This window comes from Gilvimarinus sp. DA14 (assembly GCF_024204685.1).
In the GTDB taxonomy this organism is placed as follows: Bacteria; Pseudomonadota; Gammaproteobacteria; order Pseudomonadales; family Cellvibrionaceae; genus Gilvimarinus.
Genome location: NZ_CP100350.1, coordinates 1,974,843 through 1,993,798 on the forward strand (window position 1 = coordinate 1,974,843; position 18,956 = coordinate 1,993,798).

General features: G+C 54.6%; 19 protein-coding genes. 12 read left to right on the forward strand and 7 right to left on the reverse strand.

Annotation, left to right across the window (positions count from 1 at the left end; all coding sequences use genetic code 11):
• Nucleotides 1-20: 20 nt before the first annotated feature.
• Both NHM04_RS08670 and NHM04_RS08675 read right to left on the reverse strand, forming a co-directional pair.
• Nucleotides 21-296 (reverse strand): DUF6482 family protein, encoded by a 276-nt coding sequence (locus NHM04_RS08670; RefSeq protein WP_254266580.1) that lies wholly within the window; start codon nucleotides 294-296, stop codon nucleotides 21-23.
• Nucleotides 286-657, reverse strand: coding sequence for a thiol-disulfide oxidoreductase DCC family protein (locus NHM04_RS08675; protein ID WP_254266581.1), 372 nt, complete (start codon nucleotides 655-657; stop codon nucleotides 286-288). The genes NHM04_RS08670 and NHM04_RS08675 overlap by 11 nt, the downstream gene beginning before the upstream one ends.
• Before the next feature lie 126 nt (nucleotides 658-783).
• Here NHM04_RS08675 and hemH point away from each other — a divergent pair, with 126 nt between their 5' ends.
• Nucleotides 784-1,806 carry a ferrochelatase gene (gene hemH / locus NHM04_RS08680; protein WP_254266582.1) on the forward strand — a complete coding sequence of 341 codons (1,023 nt, stop codon included), beginning with the start codon at nucleotides 784-786 and terminating at the stop codon, nucleotides 1,804-1,806.
• Here hemH and NHM04_RS08685 read toward each other — a convergent pair.
• Both NHM04_RS08685 and NHM04_RS08690 read right to left on the reverse strand, forming a co-directional pair.
• Entirely contained in the window at nucleotides 1,803-2,606 is an 804-nt protein-coding gene (locus NHM04_RS08685; RefSeq protein ID WP_254266583.1) for a sulfite exporter TauE/SafE family protein, read from the reverse strand. The two genes, hemH and NHM04_RS08685, sit on opposite strands and share 4 nt — an antisense overlap.
• Before the next feature lie 21 nt (nucleotides 2,607-2,627).
• A complete protein-coding gene (locus NHM04_RS08690; protein WP_254266584.1) occupies nucleotides 2,628-2,849 on the reverse strand; it encodes a peptidase S14 in 222 nt (73 codons plus the stop codon).
• 64 nt (nucleotides 2,850-2,913) lie between these two features.
• Here NHM04_RS08690 and NHM04_RS08695 point away from each other — a divergent pair, with 64 nt between their 5' ends.
• From NHM04_RS08695 to NHM04_RS08705, 3 genes are all read left to right on the forward strand, one after another.
• Nucleotides 2,914-3,594, forward strand: coding sequence for a TrmH family RNA methyltransferase (locus NHM04_RS08695; RefSeq protein ID WP_254266585.1), 681 nt, complete (start codon nucleotides 2,914-2,916; stop codon nucleotides 3,592-3,594).
• 475 nt (nucleotides 3,595-4,069) lie between these two features.
• Nucleotides 4,070-4,867: a transporter substrate-binding domain-containing protein gene (locus tag NHM04_RS08700; protein ID WP_254263403.1), complete on the forward strand. Its 798-nt coding sequence runs from the start codon at nucleotides 4,070-4,072 to the stop codon at nucleotides 4,865-4,867.
• A 1-nt stretch (nucleotide 4,868) separates the two neighbouring features.
• Entirely contained in the window at nucleotides 4,869-5,210 is a 342-nt protein-coding gene (locus NHM04_RS08705) for a hypothetical protein (protein ID WP_254263404.1), read from the forward strand.
• 9 nt (nucleotides 5,211-5,219) lie between these two features.
• Here the strand turns inward: NHM04_RS08705 and NHM04_RS08710 are convergent, their stop codons facing one another.
• On the reverse strand, nucleotides 5,220-6,032 hold the full coding sequence (locus NHM04_RS08710) for a DUF4824 family protein (protein WP_254263405.1): 813 nt from the start codon (nucleotides 6,030-6,032) through the stop codon (nucleotides 5,220-5,222).
• Nucleotides 6,029-7,093: a DUF2157 domain-containing protein gene (locus tag NHM04_RS08715; protein ID WP_254263406.1), complete on the reverse strand. Its 1,065-nt coding sequence runs from the start codon at nucleotides 7,091-7,093 to the stop codon at nucleotides 6,029-6,031. Before NHM04_RS08715 ends, NHM04_RS08710 begins: the two co-directional genes overlap by 4 nt.
• A 137-nt stretch (nucleotides 7,094-7,230) precedes the next feature.
• On the opposite strand from NHM04_RS08715, the gene NHM04_RS08720 reads away from it, so the two are divergent.
• Nucleotides 7,231-9,198, forward strand: a complete 1,968-nt coding sequence (locus NHM04_RS08720) for a glycoside hydrolase family 97 protein (protein ID WP_254263407.1) — start codon at nucleotides 7,231-7,233, stop codon at nucleotides 9,196-9,198.
• A 321-nt stretch (nucleotides 9,199-9,519) separates the two neighbouring features.
• Here the strand turns inward: NHM04_RS08720 and NHM04_RS08725 are convergent, their stop codons facing one another.
• Nucleotides 9,520-10,227 carry a hypothetical protein gene (locus tag NHM04_RS08725; RefSeq protein WP_254263408.1) on the reverse strand — a complete coding sequence of 236 codons (708 nt, stop codon included), beginning with the start codon at nucleotides 10,225-10,227 and terminating at the stop codon, nucleotides 9,520-9,522.
• Nucleotides 10,228-10,350: 123 nt separating this feature from the next.
• Between NHM04_RS08725 and NHM04_RS08730 the strand changes: the two genes are divergently transcribed.
• The 7 genes from NHM04_RS08730 (at nucleotide 10,351) to NHM04_RS08760 (ending at nucleotide 18,057) form a co-directional block, all read left to right on the forward strand.
• On the forward strand, nucleotides 10,351-10,899 hold the full coding sequence (locus NHM04_RS08730) for a DUF2058 domain-containing protein (protein ID WP_254263409.1): 549 nt from the start codon (nucleotides 10,351-10,353) through the stop codon (nucleotides 10,897-10,899).
• Between the two features lie 108 nt (nucleotides 10,900-11,007).
• Nucleotides 11,008-12,147, forward strand: coding sequence for an endo-1,4-beta-xylanase (locus tag NHM04_RS08735; RefSeq protein WP_254263410.1), 1,140 nt, complete (start codon nucleotides 11,008-11,010; stop codon nucleotides 12,145-12,147).
• Between the two features lie 166 nt (nucleotides 12,148-12,313).
• Nucleotides 12,314-13,030, forward strand: a complete 717-nt coding sequence (minC, locus tag NHM04_RS08740) for a septum site-determining protein MinC (protein ID WP_254263411.1) — start codon at nucleotides 12,314-12,316, stop codon at nucleotides 13,028-13,030.
• Nucleotides 13,031-13,058: 28 nt separating this feature from the next.
• Nucleotides 13,059-13,868 (forward strand): septum site-determining protein MinD, encoded by an 810-nt coding sequence (minD, locus tag NHM04_RS08745; RefSeq protein WP_254263412.1) that lies wholly within the window; start codon nucleotides 13,059-13,061, stop codon nucleotides 13,866-13,868.
• The gene (gene minE / locus NHM04_RS08750) at nucleotides 13,868-14,128 is read left to right on the forward strand and encodes a cell division topological specificity factor MinE (RefSeq protein ID WP_020210023.1); all 261 of its coding nucleotides are present in this window, start codon (nucleotides 13,868-13,870) and stop codon (nucleotides 14,126-14,128) included. The genes minD and minE overlap by 1 nt, the downstream gene beginning before the upstream one ends.
• Before the next feature lie 202 nt (nucleotides 14,129-14,330).
• Nucleotides 14,331-15,506 (forward strand): MFS transporter, encoded by a 1,176-nt coding sequence (locus NHM04_RS08755; protein ID WP_254263413.1) that lies wholly within the window; start codon nucleotides 14,331-14,333, stop codon nucleotides 15,504-15,506.
• 208 nt (nucleotides 15,507-15,714) lie between these two features.
• A complete protein-coding gene (locus tag NHM04_RS08760) occupies nucleotides 15,715-18,057 on the forward strand; it encodes an arylsulfatase (RefSeq protein ID WP_254263414.1) in 2,343 nt (780 codons plus the stop codon).
• The last annotated feature ends 899 nt before the right edge of the window (nucleotides 18,058-18,956 follow it).

Consider the following 18,956-nt stretch of genomic DNA (forward strand, 5'->3'; position numbering starts at 1 on the left):
CAAGTCCACTGTAGACTTGGTCAGAGGATCCGTATCCTCATTTCATCCACAACCGGGCCTTCATTGCCGATCATTTCATCATAAGGACTCTGCATTACCAGCCATGCCTCGCGCTTACCCTGCCCGGCCCACCAGCATTTGGCTGCCATAAGGCTGGGGAAGCGTTTGGGTTGACCTGCCTGCCCCTGTATCACTCGCCAGTCTGGCATCTCGCCCTGGGCTTCGTGCCCCCAGGCGGCAAGGTAATGGGAGCAATCGGTCAACGACAAGATCAGGGGACGCGGTTTAGTGCTCATCAGAAGTCCTCGCTTCTATCCATTTATCCTTAATCCAACCACAGCGATTGGCGCGCCGCTCGGCCCAGCGACGATACGCACTCTCGGCCAAGGAGCGAATGCCCGGCCACAACAGCGGCCGCCATAGAAAACCAATGGGGGTATAGCTCCAGGCCGCCACATTGGCCTCGACACCAATAGCCCAACTGTCGTCGGCAAATTGCACATGTAAGCTGTAGAGCATCTGCTGACGCTGGTACTCGCTCAGCGTCGCCTCGTGAACATCAACCAGTTGCAGCTCACTGGATTTGAGTCGGCGTAACCAGCGCATCTCGCGGCTGCACAGTTGGCAGTATCCGTCGTAGTAAAGGGTGGCTTTCATAGCTTGGCCAATTCTTACCGATGAGTGATTTATATTTTTTATACGGCGTATAAAAAGGCGAAGATCAATTCATTGCGATCTAACTGATAGAATTAGTTATAGCAAAAGAAACATTGGACGCAACTTATGCCAGCAAAATATCGGGCGCTTACCGACAATGCCCACGAGACCGTTAAAAACCAACCGCAAGTGGGTGTTTTACTCACCAACCTAGGCACGCCCGATGCGCCCGATGCCCCGGCGCTGCGCAAATATCTGGCGGAGTTTTTATCCGACCCGCGCATTGTGGAAATTCCGCGCATTATCTGGAAGGCGATCTTACACGGCATTGTGCTGCGCACCCGACCGAAACAATCGGCCGAGCTTTATCAAAGCGTTTGGACAAACGAAGGCTCGCCGCTGTTAGTCATCAGCCAAAAACAGCGCGATAAAATCGCCGCCCGTATTGGCACTAAAGCGCACGTCGTATTGGGCATGCGCTACGGCAATCCGTCCATCGCCAGCGCCCTGCAGCAACTGCAGGCCGCTGGGGTAAAAAAGATTATTGTTCTGCCGCTGTATCCTCAATATGCCGCCTCCACCGTGGGCTCTACCTTCGATGCCGTGAGCCGCGAGCTACAGCGATGGCGCTGGGTGCCCGAGTTGCACTTCGTCAGCGGCTACTGCGAAAGTGAAAGTTATACGGACGCCTTGGCGAACAGTCTGAAAGAGCACGCCAACACGCACGGCGCGCCGCAAAAGTGGGTGTTCTCATACCACGGCACCCCCAAGTTTTGTCTGCAAAAGGGCGACCCCTATTACTGTTTCTGTATGAAGACCACGCGTCTGGCGGCCGAAAAGGCAGGCCTGAACCCGGATGACTGTCTAACCACCTTTCAATCTCGCTTCGGCAAGGCCGAGTGGCTTAAGCCTTACACAGACAAAACTCTGGAGTCGCTACCGGCGCAGGGTATTAAACATATTGCGATTTTAAGCCCGGCGTTTAGCGCCGATTGTTTAGAAACACTGGAAGAGCTGGAAGTGGAAAATCGCGAAGTGTTTTCCGAGGCAGGGGGTGAGACTTACCACTATATTCCCGCGCTGAATGATCGCGAGGATCACATTAACGCCTTGGTGGAGACATTAGAAAACGCGGGGCTCACACCTTAACCGCCCCACACGTCAAACAGTACCTTAATGGCCAGCGACACCATCATGATGGCAAACACCTGTTTGAGGCGCGCCACCGGAATTCGGTGCGCCACCTTCACCCCTAAAGGGGCGGTAAGCAAACTCATACAGGCCATGGCTACCACGGCGGGCCAAATCACATACCCCAATGCCAGGGGGCTGTCACTCGCGCCCCAACCGTTAATGATATAGCCGATACTACCGGCCAGGGCTATGGGTAAACCCACTGCCGCCGAGGTGCCAATCGCTTTGGCCGGATGCTGATTACACCAGATTAAAAACGGCACGGTAATTGAGCCACCACCGATGGCCACCAGCGCCGAAACACCGCCAATGCCACTGCCTACACCAAACATGGCCGGCGCCGAGGGCAACTGTCGGTCGGCGGCGGGCGCGCGGCCAAATACCATGTACCAGGAAATAAACACCATAAAGGCAGCAAAAAAAGTCGCTAAAAACACGGTGGGCAAATGCGAGGCAATGAAGGTGGTGGCGAAAGTGCCCAACAACACCCCGGGAGTGAGCTGCTTAACCGCCAGCCAGTTGACCGAACCGCGTCGGTGATGGGCGCGCGCAGAAATAATCGCCGTTGGCACAATGGCCGACATAGAGGTACCCAGAGCAAAATGCACAATATGCTCCGGGGCAACCCCCTGGTGTGCAAACAGCATGGCGAGAATCGGCACCATAATACCGCCACCGCCAATACCCAACAGCCCAGCAAAAAATCCCGTTACCCCGCCGAGCGCGAGATAAGCCAACAGCCACCACCATTCCATGTCGCGTCCTTGGTTATCCTGTTAATCGTCGTCTTTGCGTTTTTTCCCCGGCCCTTCGCGCTCCATGCGCGCAAGCTCCGCTTTGTACTTTTCCAGATCCTCCCAATCGTAGGGCGAGCCGACATTTAAACCGTTCTCCAAATGCGCCGCCCGCTCGCGGGCATTGTGCTCTAACGAGTGATCTTCAGCTTCTTTATCCTGCTGCTCTTGCTCATACTTTTTCAGAAACTCGGATGCTTTCATACAACCTCCTGCGATTTGCTCAACGGCCCCGCTATAATGACGCCTTTTTTGCCCGGATAACACCATGAGCCGCGAGCGCTTCGAAACCTTTAAAAAAGCTTTGCGCCAGCGTCAGCCGGATATGACCGTACTGACCGACAAAGTCCACAAAGCACAAAATATTTCTGCCATTTTACGCACTGCCGAGGCCGCGGGCATCGGCCATATTCACATGGTACGCCCCGAGCGCGGCCATTTGGTGTATCACAATACCGCCGGCGGTATCGGCCGCTTTACCAGCCAAACGGTACACGACACCATTGAAGATGGCTGCAGCGCCCTGCGCCAGCAGGGCTTTACCCTCTACGCCGCGCATTGGTCCGAGCGCGCCATCGACTACCGCGAGGCAGACTTTACCCGACCATTTGCGCTAATTATGGGCGCCGAAAAACGCGGCCTGTCGGACTACGCCGCCCGCGAGGCCGATGCCCACCTCACTATCCCCAACATGGGCCTGGTAGAGAGCTACAACGTCAGCGTCGCCGCCGCCATTATTCTACAAACCGCCATGGAACAACGGGTTAAAGCTGGATTATACGAACGCCCCCTAGAAGAAGATGATAACTACTGGACCACCCTGTTCGAATGGATGCACCCGAAAATGGTGAAATACTGCCGCAAACATAACCTCCCCTACCCCGAGATGGACGAAGACGGCGATATCATCCCACCCGAAGATGAAAGATACCGACGGCCGTTTGATTGATGTTTTTATTAACTGTCGCCAACAGGTCATTAGTCTTCAGCCCATTACTTTACGATACAAGGTGAAATACCCAGATCTCTTTTGATAAGCCCGTGTCGCCGGGCGTTGCGAGTTACTTTTTGCGGCAAAAAGTAACCAAAAACCTCGCCCAACAACTGGCCCCTGCGGGGTGCCCTCCCTCCAGCCAATTTTAGCGGTCGGTCTAAATCGCACGTCCATGTGCGCTTAGACCTTTCGCGCTCGTCCAGAGCGCTCACCCCCTAAAATCGGCCTCCACTCGGCTCAGTCGTAATCGGGCAACCCCCCTATAAATTCCACACCTTTAGTTCAATTAAATAGAGATCGCCCGTCAAAACGATGCTCACTTCGACCAGAAGTAACAGAGGCACACCAAACCACCGCCAAGGTGGTATTCCCCCCACACGTGTAATAGTATCGACCTCGGATTTTTACTGAATAACTAACGGAGTAACTCATGACATCTGTGGCAAAGATTTTTGCGGGCGCCTGTCTGCTGATCGCCGGACTCTTCACCGTGCAGGCTCAGGCCGACACCTTGGACAAGGTGCTGGAAAAAAACACCCTTCGCGTGGGTGTAGCACTGTTCACGCCTTGGACCATTCAAAACGAGAAAGGCGACACCAGTGGTTTTGATGTGGACATCGCCAAAAAACTTGCCGCCGACATGGGGGTTAACCCCGACATTAAAGTCTACGAGTGGGAAGACATTATGCCCGCGCTGGACAAAGGCGAAATTGACGTGATTGCCGCCGGCCTTGCCGTTACCCCAAAGCGCGCCCTGCGCCTGGAGTTTTCTAACCCCTACTCAGAGTCCGGCGTTGGCCTTGCCACCAACACCGAAAAAACCAAACACATTAACTCGCTGGCCGAGCTAAACAGCGACAAAATAACCATTGCCGTGGTAAACGATAGCATTGGCGCCAGTCTGGCACCGTCGGTGTTCAAAAAAGCCAAGATCCAAACCTTTGATACCTCTAAAGAAGCCGAGGCGGCAGTATTAAAAGGTGATGCTCACGGTTATGTGGCCAGCCAGGCCGTAGTGCGCTTTTTCGCTCTGGATAACAGCGACACCATCGACGTTCCATTACCCGAACCCTTGCTGAGCTACAAAGTGTCTTTCGGCGTACGCAAAGGCGATCAGGCGCTGCTAAACTTCTTGAATGCATGGGTGACGGCACGCACCGCTGACCGCTGGCTGCCAGCCACCCAGGATTACTGGTTCGATAGCCTGGAGTGGCGGGAGGCGCAATAACATGGCGCTTAAAGATACTTTGCTGTTAAGCGTTGCCGCAGGCAGCTTTGCCCTGGTGGCCACCGCACAGGACGGTGGCGGGGCAACCGCTTACGACGACCGCGTGGTAGAAGAGGTAGTCGTACAGGCGCGCGGCTGGCGCCAAAAGGCGCCGGAGCTGGAAATCCCCGACACCACCCCGCGCTGGGAAATTAGCGACGAAACCCGCGAAAAAATGCAGAGCCGGATGCAGTTTGGCTACGACCCGGTATTGGAGGAGATCCGCAATACCGACAACCGCATCAAGGTGCGTGGCAATATGGCCGAACCCGAACCTGCAACGGTCTTTCGAATCAGTTTTTAAATCTTTACTTCAGGGCGCCAACCGGCGCCCTTTGTTTATTTCGCACTCCCCTTCGCAGCGGCTAATTTCCTCTACCCACGGCATTCCCAAACTGCCTATCGCCAAACTGACACGATAGCGCGGCGCCTCATTAGGCCGGTTGTAGCGAACCACCGTGGGGGCAAGGTCCAGCCCATCTGTTTGCGCGCGGCTTAAGTGAAAATGGGTAGCGCTGTTAATACTGACTGTGACCCGGGTGGTTTCACAGTCATCAAGGGGCTGTATTCGAGCCGGCAAAATCAAGCTGGGAGCGTCATAACTCGTCGCCCGCGCACTCAATTCGTCCCGGTTACGCGCAACATCCACGGCGATCAGGCGCGAAGCACTAAGCTGTTGATTGGCAAGCAACTGCTTGGCCCTTTCCAGTTTTTGAATGTCCTCTTCTCTCCCGCCCAGCGCCCGGGTTTGCGCCTCTGCCAGGTTCTGGCGATAGCGAGCCAGCAGGGTTTGATAGGGCTCGCCCTGATAGATAAACAGAGCAAAACCATCGCGACTAGCCTGTCGCGCCCGGCAGGCTTCGGGCGAAAACTGGAGCGCCCGAAAAGCATCGCCACCCAGCTCAAGTGTTCTGGAACTGTAATAACCAAATTCGGGCGAGTTGCCCCGCCAGCGCAAATACACCGAGCGGCTGGCATCGTGGGAATGCCGACCGGCCATAGCCAGTTCGCGTTCGGTAAATTCGAAACGCTGGGTATCACCCCAATAGCGATTAATCGCTACCTGGGAAAGCATCCAGATATTAACGCCCAGCACCAACAGGGCGGCATAGCGCAGCAGTTTCATAGCGCACCCCCAGCGGTTACTTTACGCAGGCGCGCAAACACCACCAAAGCCAACAGGGCGGTTAAACCCAACAGCAAAAAGAACAGCGATTTAGGCAGCCAGTCCCACCACCAGTCAAAAAACTTGGTGTACAAAAACAAAAAGAAAAACACATTGCCGGTGGCCACTACCGCCGCCCAACCGAGCCTGACGCCAAGCCAGATTGCGCCGCCGCTGACCGCAAAGCCCAGCAACTGGTAAAGCCCCTCAATCGTATTGTCTGACCAGGGCAGATAGCTGGCCCGACCCCAGTTGGCCAAGACTAGAATCACCACACACAGTGCGCAAAGCGACAGTACCCGGTAAATGCTGGCAAAACCGTCATAGCGGACCTGGGAGATTAGCGAGGGTAAGAAAAACAGCACCAGAGTGGGCAACAGAAAATGCTCGGGCCGCTCGCCTACCGACAGCCAGTAAGTACCGCTGTAGGTGGCACTTTGCGCGCCGATAAACGCAAACAACGCCAAGATTGCTACCGCCAGCAACAGTTTTACCCGCAGCGCATAAGCGAGCAACCCCGCATAAACTGCATACACCGCCAGCGCGCCCGGCGAGGGGGTGAAATTAAACAGTTGCCCCAACAAAGCGATGTTAATAACAAAGCAGGCGAAGCTGATCATGGCGGCAATTTTGGCAAAATAGCGGGCCGGACCGTCGCGCCCGGCAATAGCCACTGCCAGCGCCAAACTGAGCAGGGGCGCCGCCAGTAACACTAAAACCTGCCAGACAGTATCGAGTAGCCCCCAGTACTGCTGAAAAAAGAAAAATACACTGGCCGCCAGGGCCCAGGCACCGATAAAACTCACCACCTGCATGCCCAGGCTCAGGCGTTTGGCGCCTTCGGCCAAGTCGACATCGTGAGTTTGCTGCAACTGCTGTAATTGGTCGTGGTGATACTGTGCAATGGCGTCGCGCTGCGCCTGGCTGAGCTCGACAATCGGCGCAAGCCGGTTCAGCTCACGACGAAAGGCGTGGATATCGTCGGCGCGGGCCTGCGCCTCGGCGCGATTAATCTTTTCCATAGGCTTTTCTCCTTATTCAGCGCCAATATGCCTGCCCCCAAGGCGCTAAACAAGGATTAACGTTCTTTACTTGTCTAGAGCTTACGGCCAAGGCAATATGTCCGTCCGCAATCGGTTACACAATAAAAAGGCACGTTATGAAACTAACCTGGCAAGCCGCAACTGGCGCATTGTTTTTCGGCACCCTACTCGCCCCCCTGACACAAGCCGACACTTTCGAACTAACCTCTCCCGACGGTGACCTGGCTCTGAGTATCAATACCGACTCGGCGCTACAGTGGTCCGCCACGCTAAACGGCAAGCCTGCCATCACCCCCAGCACCATTGGCCTGGTGTTAGAGGGCGAGGGGAATATAGCGAGCGAGATTGAAGTCAGCTCTGCCGAGACCAGTGAAGTGCACAACACGCTAACCCCCGTGGTGACACATAAAAATGCACAGGTAACAGAGCATTACCGCGAACTGCGGCTACGCTTTAGCAACGGCTATGGGGTGGACTTTCGCGCCTACGACGACGGCGCCGCCTATCGCTTTGTGGGCGAAAAAGACACCGCGATTGTGGTGCAAGAAGAGATCATGTCGCTCAATTTTCCCGAGCTGACTGAAACGCTCTTCCCCGAAGAAGAAACTCTTATTTCTCACTACGAGCGCCTTTACGTGCCAGAAATTTTGGCCGACATTGAGGCGCCACGCTTTGCCTCATTGCCGGTTTATTTTGATGCCGACGGTATCAATATCTTGTTTACCGAGAGCGACCTGCGCGACTACCCCGGCCTGTTCGTAGAGGGCACCGGCACCAACGGCGTAACAGCCAAGCACCCGGGCGTGGTAACCAAAGCCACGCCTATGCCGGGCACCGAAGATCGCAATCAGGACATCACCATGGCAAGCCACATTGCCGAAACCACCGGCAAGCGCAGCTTTCCCTGGCGCCTGGCGGTAATTACCGATAGCGACGCCGAGCTGGTACAGAGCGAGTTAGTTTGGCTGCTGGCCGAAGATAACCAGCTGAGCGACACCAGTTGGATTAAACCAGGTCGCATCGCCTGGGATTGGTACAACGCCAATAATTTATTCGGTGTGGATTTTAAAGCGGGCATCAACACCCAGACCTACAAGTACTACATCGACTTCGCCGCCCGGCACGGCCTTGAGTATGTGATTTTGGACGAGGGCTGGACCAAAACCACCACCAATATTGTCGAGTCCAACCCGGACATGAACATCCCCGAACTGATTCGCTACGGCAAAGAAAAAGGCGTGGGTATTATTCTCTGGGCGCTGTGGGGGCCGTTGGATAAAGACTACGAAAATATCCTTAAAACCTACGGCGAGTGGGGCGCAGCGGGTATTAAAATCGACTTTATGCAGCGCTCGGATCAGTACATGGTCAACTACTACGAGAAAATTGCCAAAGAGGCCGCCAAGCACCAATTGCTGGTGGATTACCACGGCGGCTTTAAACCCGCCGGCCTGCGCCGCACCTATCCCAATGTGCTCACCTATGAAGGGGTTAAAGGCAACGAAAACAACAAGTGGAGCCAGGACATCACCCCCGAGCACAATGTGACCCTGCCGTTTACTCGCATGGTGGCGGGACCTATGGACTACACCCCAGGCGCGCTACGCAACGCGCATTTGCCGCAGCATCATGTGAGTCATTTCCGTCCGGTCAGCATCGGTACCCGGGCACACCAGGTAGCCATGTACGCCGTGTACGAAAGCGCGCTGCAAATGCTGTGCGAATCACCGTCTACCTATTTACGCGAACCCGAGGTCACAGAATTTATCGCCGCCTTTCCCTCGGTGTGGGATGAAACCCGTGTGCTGGACGCCTCGGTGGGCGACTATATTCTGGTGGCCCGCCGCAGCGGCGACACTTGGTATCTGGGCGCCATGACCGACGATACCGCCCGCACCCTAAAAGTGGACTTTAGCTTCCTCGGCGACGGCGAATTCCAGCTAGACCTGCTGCGCGACGGCCTGAACACTGAGCACTACGCCGAAGACTACAAGCGCGAGCAGCGCGACATCAGCGCCGGTGAAATACTGGAAATTAACCTTGCCAGCGGCGGTGGCTGGGCGGGGATTGTGCGCAAGCGCTAGAGCGCTGCGCGCCTGTCTGATGTCTGATGTCTGATGTCTGATGTCTGATGTCTGATGTCTGATGTCTGATGTCTGATGATCAGTATCTGCGACAGCCGAAGCCAATAAAACAAGCTTTGGCGTCAGACATCAGACGTCCGTCATCCGACTCATTCTTTCTGCGTGCTGCGTGCTGCGTGCTGCGTGCTGCGTGCTGCGTTCTGCGTTCTGCGTTCTGCGTTCTGCGTTCTGCGTTCTGCGTTCTGCGTTCTGCGTTCTGCGTTCTGCGTTCTGCGTTCTGCGTTCTGCGTTCTGCGTTCAACAGCATCCGGCCTCAGCCTATCAATCCCCCAAATACCACTCATCCCGATAGGTTTTCACCATATCGGGCCAGAGAATGGTAAACACGGTAGCTAGGGCCCCATTGCAGAAGCCTTCGGGGAACATCATCAGTACAAACAGCAGGCCGTGTTCATTCAGCACGGCCAGAGGCGCTTCGCTGCCGGTAAGATAAAACAGGGTAAAAGCGGCGGCCCCCATCCACAGGCAGCTGAGCATGGCGCCGAAAAAGCCAACTCCCAAAAAGAAAGTAAACGGATTTTTAAAGCTCCAGCGATCCACCAGATACAGCACCAGCAAGGTCCAGCTGGCCGGCACCACAACACTCAGCACAAAATCCACCGGCAGGGCCGCTGGATTAAGCCCCTGCCACGCCTCAAGCCAACCATCCAAGCTGCCCCACAGCGCCAGCCGATATACCTGCAAGGCTACCAGGGCTAAAGCGCCAATAATCAGCGCCAAGTGCCAGCCGAAAATCATGGTCACCACCGCCATTAACATGGGGTGAAATCCCAAGCTGTCACGCACTTCTACCTGCAGCAGCCAGAATAATCCCAACGCCAGAATCGCCGCAAAAAAGGCGTGCTGGCGCTGCTGTGTCGCCGCCAGCTGACGCCAGGGCGCACCGCGTAACGCCACACCCAACGCGGGCAAGGCCAGCGCCAGGCTCGCCAGCAATAGCGTAAAAGATGGAGGCAGAAGTAAATTCATAAGGTTATTGTAACCTTTGCGCCAATGCTTGTTGCCACGCGCGAAGGTGGCTATTCTGCCAAGCTTTATTCGCCCCTTGCACTGGGCACAAGTTATAGTAATATTGACCAAAAGAGGTAAGCCATGGCTTCGCTGCAAGATCAGTTGAAAAATGCCGGCCTGATAGACGCCAAAAAAGCCAAGCAGATTCAAAAAGAGAAAAGCAAACAACACAAGCAGGCGGTTAAATCCGGCCAGACAACCGAGAACGAAAGCAAGGCCGAAGCGCAAGCCGCCCGCCTGGCCAAAGCCGAACGCGATCGCGAGCTGAACCGCCAGCGCCAAGCCGAGGCCGAGAAAAAAGCCATCGCCGCACAGATTAAGCAGCTGATTGAAACCAACCGTCAGCCCAAACACGAAGGGCGCGAAAACGAGCTGGAATACAACTTTACCGATGGCAAGAAAATTAAAAAGATATTGCTGGGCGAGCAAGCTCACGGCCGAGTCACTCGCGGACAGCTGAACATTGTCAAGCTCGGTGACGGCTACGAGCTGGTACCCAAGAAGATTGCCGACAAAATCGCCGAGCGCGATCCGGCCTATGTACTGGTTGCCAATACCGTCAGCAGCGACGCCCAGGACGAGGATGACCCCTACAAAGATTTCGTCATCCCCGACGACCTTATGTGGTAACGACGACCTGTTTTACAAGCACAACGGTCTGTCGGTATTACAGCGCTCGCGGTCGCTAACAAAGCCAACTGCGAGCATTATGAACAATAACTCAAACAGGCCCAAACTATGACTATTAACCGCCGAACCCTACTCACCCGCACCGCCCTTGGCGCCGCTGCTCTGGCGCTGACTAAACAAAACGCCATCGCTAAGGCGCTTGCCGAAACCGGCCTGAAAGATCTCTATAAAGAAGACTTTTACATCGGCACCGCCATTGGCAACGCCCGCCTGACCAATCCTCCCGCCGGCTTTAATGCGTTGGTGGCTCGCGAATTTAACGCCCTAACCATGGAAAACGACATGAAGTGGGAGCGCATTCACCCAGAGCCCGAAAAGTGGGTGTGGGACTACGCCGACCAGTTTATGCAGTTTGGCGAACAGCACGGCATGTTTATGGTGGGCCATGTGTTGGTGTGGCACTCACAAACCCCAAGCTGGGTATTCAACGATGACAGCGGCAAGCCGCTATCACGCGCGGCTTTGCTGGCACGCATGAAAAACCACATCGATACCCTGGCGGGCCGCTACCGTGGTCGTATTCACGCCTGGGATGTGGTGAACGAAGCCATCGACGAAGACAAAGGCTGGCGTAAAAGCCCCTGGTTTAATCAGATTGGTGCGGACTTTCTCGATCACGCTTTCCGTTTCGCCCGCGAAGCGGCCCCCGAAGCCCACCTGATGTACAACGACTACAACATGCACAATCCGGGCAAGCGCCAGTTTGTGGTAGATATGCTTAAGCGCTTTAAACAAGAGGGCGTGCCCATTGATGGCGTTGGCATGCAGGGCCACGTGGGGCTCGAGTACCCCGAGATTACCGAGTTTGAAAAAAGCATTGAAGCCTATGCCGCGCAAGGCGTTGCCGTGCATATTACCGAGCTAGACCTGGATGCGCTGCCCGTTGCCTGGGACCACATAGGCGCGGAAATTTCAGACAGCTTTGAATATTCGGACGAGCTTAACCCCTACCCCAACGGCCTGCCCGCCGACATAGAGGACAAACTTGCCGAGCGCTACGTCGAATGGTTTAAGCTGTTTTTAAAGCATCGCGATAAAATCGCCCGGGTCACATTCTGGGGCACAGGTGATGCCGAGTCCTGGAAGAACGACTTTCCGGTACGAGGGCGCACCAACTACCCGCTGCTGTTTGACCGTCAATACCAACGCAAACCGGCCTATCAGGCCGTCGCCGCGCTGAAAAAATAAACCTACTACACCTCCTGCCCCTTATCGCCGGGCCGCAATATTTGCTATATTGCGGCCCACTTGGCAAAACCGCGTGCGAAGCCTTTTGCGGCCCAGACTGTAACGCTAACCTGCCCACATTGAACAAGCGGCCCTTCGGCCGTGCCAAAAACATCAGGATGACCCGATGGCAGACCCCTGCTTTCAAATCAAAGGCACCAGTGTCACCAGCATGGTGCTGGATTTATACCATTACCAAAGCGAAGAATTTGCCCGCACCCTGCACGAAAAAGTGCAGACCGCGCCATTGTTTTTTACCGGCTCGCCACTGTTTATAAACCTCGCCTCTTTTAGCGGAGAGTTGAACAAAACCGAGCTGCAAGAGATTATCAAACATTGTCAGGCGCTGGGTTTTCAACTGTTCGGCTGCAAGGGCGGCAGCGAGCCCCAGGCCAAAATGGCCAAAGACTTAGGGTTGGTGCACATTCCCTCCAGCCGCCCGCGTCCGGAAAAAGCTGAGCAGGCGCCGGAGCCAGAGCCCGTTGCAGTGCAAAGTCCGGCCCCCGATACGGCCAGTCGCCCTACTCGTATTATTGAGCGCCCGGTGCGCTCGGGGCAGCAAATTTACGCCGAGGGCTCAGATTTAATACTGCTGGCTCAGGTGAGTGAAGGCGCCGAAGTCATTGCCGACGGCAACATTCACGCCTATGGCCCGCTGCGTGGGCGCGCGCTGGCCGGGGTGCGCGACAATCCCAACGCGCGTATATTCTGTCAGCATCTGGAGGCCGAACTGGTTTCAATTAACGGGCACTTTGTGCTCAACGACACCCTGCGGGAAAGTTGCTGGAAGCAACCGGCACAGGTTTTTTTACAAGACGATTCCATTGAAATTGCCGCACTGTAAAAAGTGCCAAACACATTGAGGAAACACCGTGGCTAAAATTATTGTTGTGACTTCGGGTAAAGGCGGCGTAGGCAAAACAACCTCCAGTGCCGCTATTTCAACGGGCCTGGCATTGCGCGGCCACAAAACCGTGGTAATTGATTTTGACGTGGGCCTGCGCAACCTGGATTTGATTATGGGCTGCGAGCGCCGCGTGGTATACGACTTTGTTAACGTAATTAACAAAGAAGCGTCGCTAAAGCAGGCGCTGATTAAAGACAAGCGCACTGAGGGTTTGTTTATTCTGCCCGCCTCGCAAACCCGCGATAAAGACGCCCTGACCCACGAGGGCGTTGAAGCCGTGTTAGACGAGCTGGCGAAAGATTTCGACTATATTATTTGCGACTCCCCCGCCGGTATTGAGCAGGGCGCGCAAATGGCGTTGTACTTTGCCGAAGAAGCCATAGTGGTAACCAACCCCGAGGTTTCCTCAGTGCGCGACTCCGACCGTATTCTGGGCATTTTGCAAAGCAAATCGCGCATGGCCGAACAGGGTAAGTCAGTTAAAGAACACCTGCTGCTGACCCGCTACAATCCCGCCCGAGTTGCCAGCTCTGAAATGCTGAGCGTGGCAGACGTAGAAGAAATTCTTGCCATTCCGCTGCTGGGCGTGATTCCCGAGTCCGAAGCGGTACTCAAGGCTTCTAACCAAGGTGCACCGGTTATTCTTGACGAAGATTCAGAGGCCGGCCAGGCGTACTCTGACGCCGTATCGCGCCTGCTGGGCGAAGACGTAGAACACCGTTTCTTGGAACAACAGAAAAAAGGATTTTTACAGCGTCTGCTGGGAGGCAAGTAATGGGCATTCTTGATTATCTGTTAAAAAAGAACAAACCCTCATCGTCGGCCTCGGTCGCCAAAGAGCGCCTGCAAATTATCGTCGCACACGAACGCAGCACCCGCGGCCAACCTGACTACCTGCCGCTGATGCAGCAGGAAATTCTGGAGGTGATCCGCAAGTATGTGGACATTGATCAGGATCAGGTGTCCGTGCAACTGGATAACGAAGACGACTGCTCGGTGCTGGAGCTAAACATTACCCTGCCCGACGCCAAGTAAACCTGTGCGGCCGGCATTTATCTGTCGGCCGCATACGTATTCAATACCAGCAGCCCGGGTTTAACACCCCCTTAACACTCAATGCTGCGCACTTAGCGTACAATAGCGCCCTTTCCATAATTCCAATCACAACCCCAACTATCATTTATAACCGGACATGCCTGCATGTGCCGGGTACAGCTCGTTAATACGCGAAGGATATATGCACACAGAACAACCCAAACTCAGTAAAGGCACTATGTGGCTTATCGAAATCGCCCTCGCACTAGGCGGCTTTGGCATTGGCACAGGTGAATTCGCCGCTATGGGGCTGATGCCCGCCATCGCCACAGACATGGGCGTGAGTGAACCACAAGTGGGGCTGATTATCAGCGCCTATGCGTTTGGCGTGGTGGTAGGCGCGCCGGTACTGGCCGTGTTTGGAGCCAAACTTTATCACCGCCACCTGTTGCTGGTGCTGATGGGCTTTTACGCCCTCGCCAATATCGCCAGCGCCTTTGCCCCTAATTACGAATCACTGTTAGCGCTGCGGTTTATCGCAGGCCTGCCCCACGGTACCTACTTTGGTGTTGCCGCCTTGGTGGTGGCGAGCCTGGTGCCGCCCAACCAGCGCGGCAAAGCCGTCAGCCGGGTAATGGTGGGGTTAACGCTCGCCATCTTAATTGGCAACCCGCTCGCCACCTGGCTGGGGCAATCGATTAGCTGGCGCTACGCCTTCGCCCTGGTAGGTATTATTTCGGTGATAACGGTCGCCATGATTATTGCCTTTGTACCGCTCAACCGACAGCAGCTGCGCAACAAACCACTGGCTGAGCTGAAAGCGTTTAACAACCCGCGGGTGTGGCTGGCGCTTATGATTGGCGCCACCGGCTTTGCCGGGGTTTTCTGCGTATTCAGCTATCTGGCTCCCACCATCTTGCAGGTAACCGGCGTAGGCGAGAATTGGATTCCCATCGCCATGGGCGTGTTTGGCTTTGGCGGCTTCTGCGCCAACTTTTTGGGCGGCTGGCTGTTCGACAAATACCAGTTTAAAGCGGTGGGCTGGCTGTTAGTCTGGAGCATTGTTGTTCTGCTCATTTACCCGTTTACCACCGGCCACCTCTGGAGTTTATTAATCGCCATATTCACCGTGGGTACAGTCGCGGCCATTTCGCCACCACTGCAAACGCACTTAATGGATGTCGCCACCGGCGCTCGAACCCTGGCCGCCGCCTCGCATCACGCGGCCTTTAACACCGCCAATGCTATTGGCCCATTGCTGGGCGGCTTTGCTATTTCGGCCGGTTTTGGTTGGAGTTCGACTGGGTTTGTGGGGGCGATTACGGCGGTGATTGGGTTGGTGTTTTTTGGGTTGGCGTGGCGGTTGGAGAAACGGTGAACTAAAGTTCACATAATTTGAGATCTATAACCATTATAGCGTCGTAGCCCGTCTCGATTCATATATCGGTTTTTCGTTACTCCAGTGGCCGAATACCGGCACTGCAATGCACCAAGCATGTCATATTAATCAACCGACTACCCCTGGCTCAATTGTGTAAGATACCAAACAACGTTAGCGCCTTTAATGTGTAAAGAGAGGAACCACTATGAGACGGATATTCCAAGTAACAGCCTGTGCCGTGCTTTGCCTGGCAGGGGCTGCGGCCAGCGCAGCATCCAAGGGAATCGACCGAACCACACTGCCCATTGAGCCTGCCAAATTCAACGGCAAAATTAGCGAAACTTTCGAAGATTCCAAGCAAGATTATCCGCAACCCATTACTCCTCCCGACGGCGCACCCAACGTCGTTGTCGTGCTCATTGATGATTTTGGGTTCGGCCACCCCGGCACCTTTGGTGGGCCAGTACCCACACCATCATTGGATAACCTAGCCAACCAAGGCTTGCGCTACAACACCTTCCATACCACCGCCATTTGCTCCCCTACACGGGCGGCACTGCTCACCGGGCGCAATCATCATCAGGTCGCCTTCGGCACAATTTCTGAACTATCAACCGGTTACCCGGGTTACCACTCGGTATGGCCCAAAGAAACCGCGAGCATTGCTGAGATCCTCAAAGGTAACGGTTATAGCACAGCCGCTTTCGGCAAGTGGCATAACACACCGGACTGGGAAACCAGCCCTGTCGGCCCGTTCGACCACTGGCCAACCGGCCTTGGTTTTGAATATTTCTATGGTTTTCAAGGGGGCGAGACCAGCCAGTGGGAGCCCCAGCTGTTTCGCAATACAACCCCTGTTGAACCCGAGAAAAAGCCAGAGGAAGGCTACCACCTAACAGAGGATTTGGTTGACGATGCCATTGTATGGATGAACCAACAACAGTCCATTGCGCCCGACAAACCATTCTTTGTTTACTTCGCCACGGGCGCAACCCATGCACCACTGCACGCCCCCGAAGAATGGATTAACAAATTCGACGGCCAGTTTGACCAAGGCTGGGATAAAGTCCGTGAAGAAACCCTGGCTCGACAAAAGCAGCTGGGCGTTGTTCCAGAAAATACACTGCTCACCCCAAGGCCCAAGGAAATCTCCGCCTGGGACTCTCTGTCCGACGATGCCAAAACCCTGTACGCCCGTCACCAGGAAGCATTCGCAGGTTTTGCTGCACACACTGACTACCATGTCGGTCGCTTACTTGCCGCCATCGAAGCCATGCCGGACAGTGATAACACTTTGGTTATCTATATCGCCGGCGACAATGGCCCCAGTGCAGAGGGAAGCCTGTCGGGCACACTCAACAATATGATGACCCAAAACGGTATTCCAGACTCGGTCGAGGCTCAGTTACCCAAAATGGATGAAATTGGTGGCCCGCTGCATGAAAACCACTTCCCGGTAGGTTGGGCTTGGGCAGGCTCGGCACCATTTCAATGGATGAAGCGCGTACCCTCGCACTTTGGCGGCACTCGCAACGGCATGGTGATTTCCTGGCCAGAAAAAATTAAAGACAAAGGCGGCTTGCGTAGCCAGTTCCATCACGTCATCGATGTTGCACCAACCATTCTCGAAGCCGCCGGCTTGCCAGAACCCAGCAAAGTGAACGGCGCCAAGCAAACGCCAATGGCTGGCACCAGCATGCTGTATAGTTTTGCCGAGGCCAAGGCCCCAAGCCAACGCACAACACAATACTTTGAAACTGGCGGGCACCGAGCCATTTACCACGACGGCTGGGTGGCGGCATCATTCCACGGCGTACCCTGGGCCCTATCCGGCTCAGCCGGCTTTGCCAACGACACGTGGGAGCTCTACAACATCGAGGAAGACTTCTCGCAAGCGGTAGATCTGGCAAAGCAACACCCAGACAAACTCAAGAAGTTAAAGAAAATCTTTGATAAGGAAGCGAAAAAATACAACGTTTACCCTCTCGATGATCGCTTTGTTGAACGCGCTAGCAACCCAGAACGCCCGAGCGTCACTCGGGGTAAAACTCACTTTGAGTATGTACAGGGTGTGAAAAGAATTCCCGAAGGCAGCGCGCCTCCGGCTTATGCACGCAGCCACGTTATTAATGTGAGCCTCGACTCATCAGGCGTTGATGATAACGGTGTATTGGTTGCAAACGGCGGCTCAAGTGCGGGTTACACCCTGTACGTGATGGACGGAAAACCTGTGTACGAAGTCAACTTCTTCGGCAAAGAAAGGTATAAAGTCATCGCTGACAGTATCCTGCCTAAAGGCAAGGTGACCTTAACCATGCAGTACACCCAAGAAGGCGAAGCCCCCAACGGCGGCAGCGCTAAACTTTTGGTGAACGGCAAAGAAGTCGGCAGTGGAAGGATTGATATGGTACCTCCTGTACGATATTCCGCTACAGAGACACTCGATATAGGTATGGACCTGGGTGCCACCGTTTCCACTGCATACAGTCATATGGGACCGTTTGAATTTAACGGAACCATTGAAAAGGTCACGTTCGACTTACAGTAGCACCTTCCTCTCGTGCACTCCGGGTCAAATCGCAAAGTTGGATTTTTCCCGGAGTTTCTGCGGCTAACCCTTTTATCAGCTATTTATCGCGTATATAGCCTAGTGGCAAAGTTTTCGCGATTGGTGGCGTGTTTTTTGGTTTGGCGTGGAGGTTGGAGAAGCGGGAGGGTTTGCGGGCTGACGCCTGAGATGAATGAAGCCGCCCTCGCGGGCTTTTTGTTTGCCCGAGTCGCCGGGCGTGGCGAGTTACTTTTCTGTTGTTTGGGCAACAGAAACCTAACGAAAAGAAAAGCCCACCCCGGCGAATAGCCCTAAAGGGTGCCCTTACTACGGTCAATTTTTGAGGGCCGTATCGACGCGCCTTCCCTGGCGCGGCGATACTTGCGTGAGCGTCCTGCTCACTTACCCACAAAAATAGACCTTCGTTCGGCTCATTCGCAGGGGCCCAATAGGTATAAGGCCGCGCTAGCGCGCTACTTTTTCTGTTCTGTCATTCCGTGCCGCGACACGGAATCCAACTAAAAAGCGTGATTTGTCGCCACCTTACGCCTGCCAAACCAACCCTCTACATCTACCAAGTGAATGGCCCAGAACACTAAGCCATCAGGCCGATTTACCCTTTTTCAGCAGAAAGCCCTTGTTCAAGAGCATATGCCAGACCGCCAGCACAATATTTCACCATGACGATCAATCAGTTACAGCAACCTTGCCGCGAGAGGTAAAAAGCCTTACATTGGTGTAAAAACAAGACAGAGTCTTTCTTTCCCTTGCCATGGAGCGGTACCAAAGTGCGCTTTTATTCTTTACTTTAAACCACTTCCACCCAGTTGATAAGCCGCATTCTAGCGACGTTATATTGCGGCGGGGAATTTTACTTTGTCTTTTGAATTAGCTGTTAG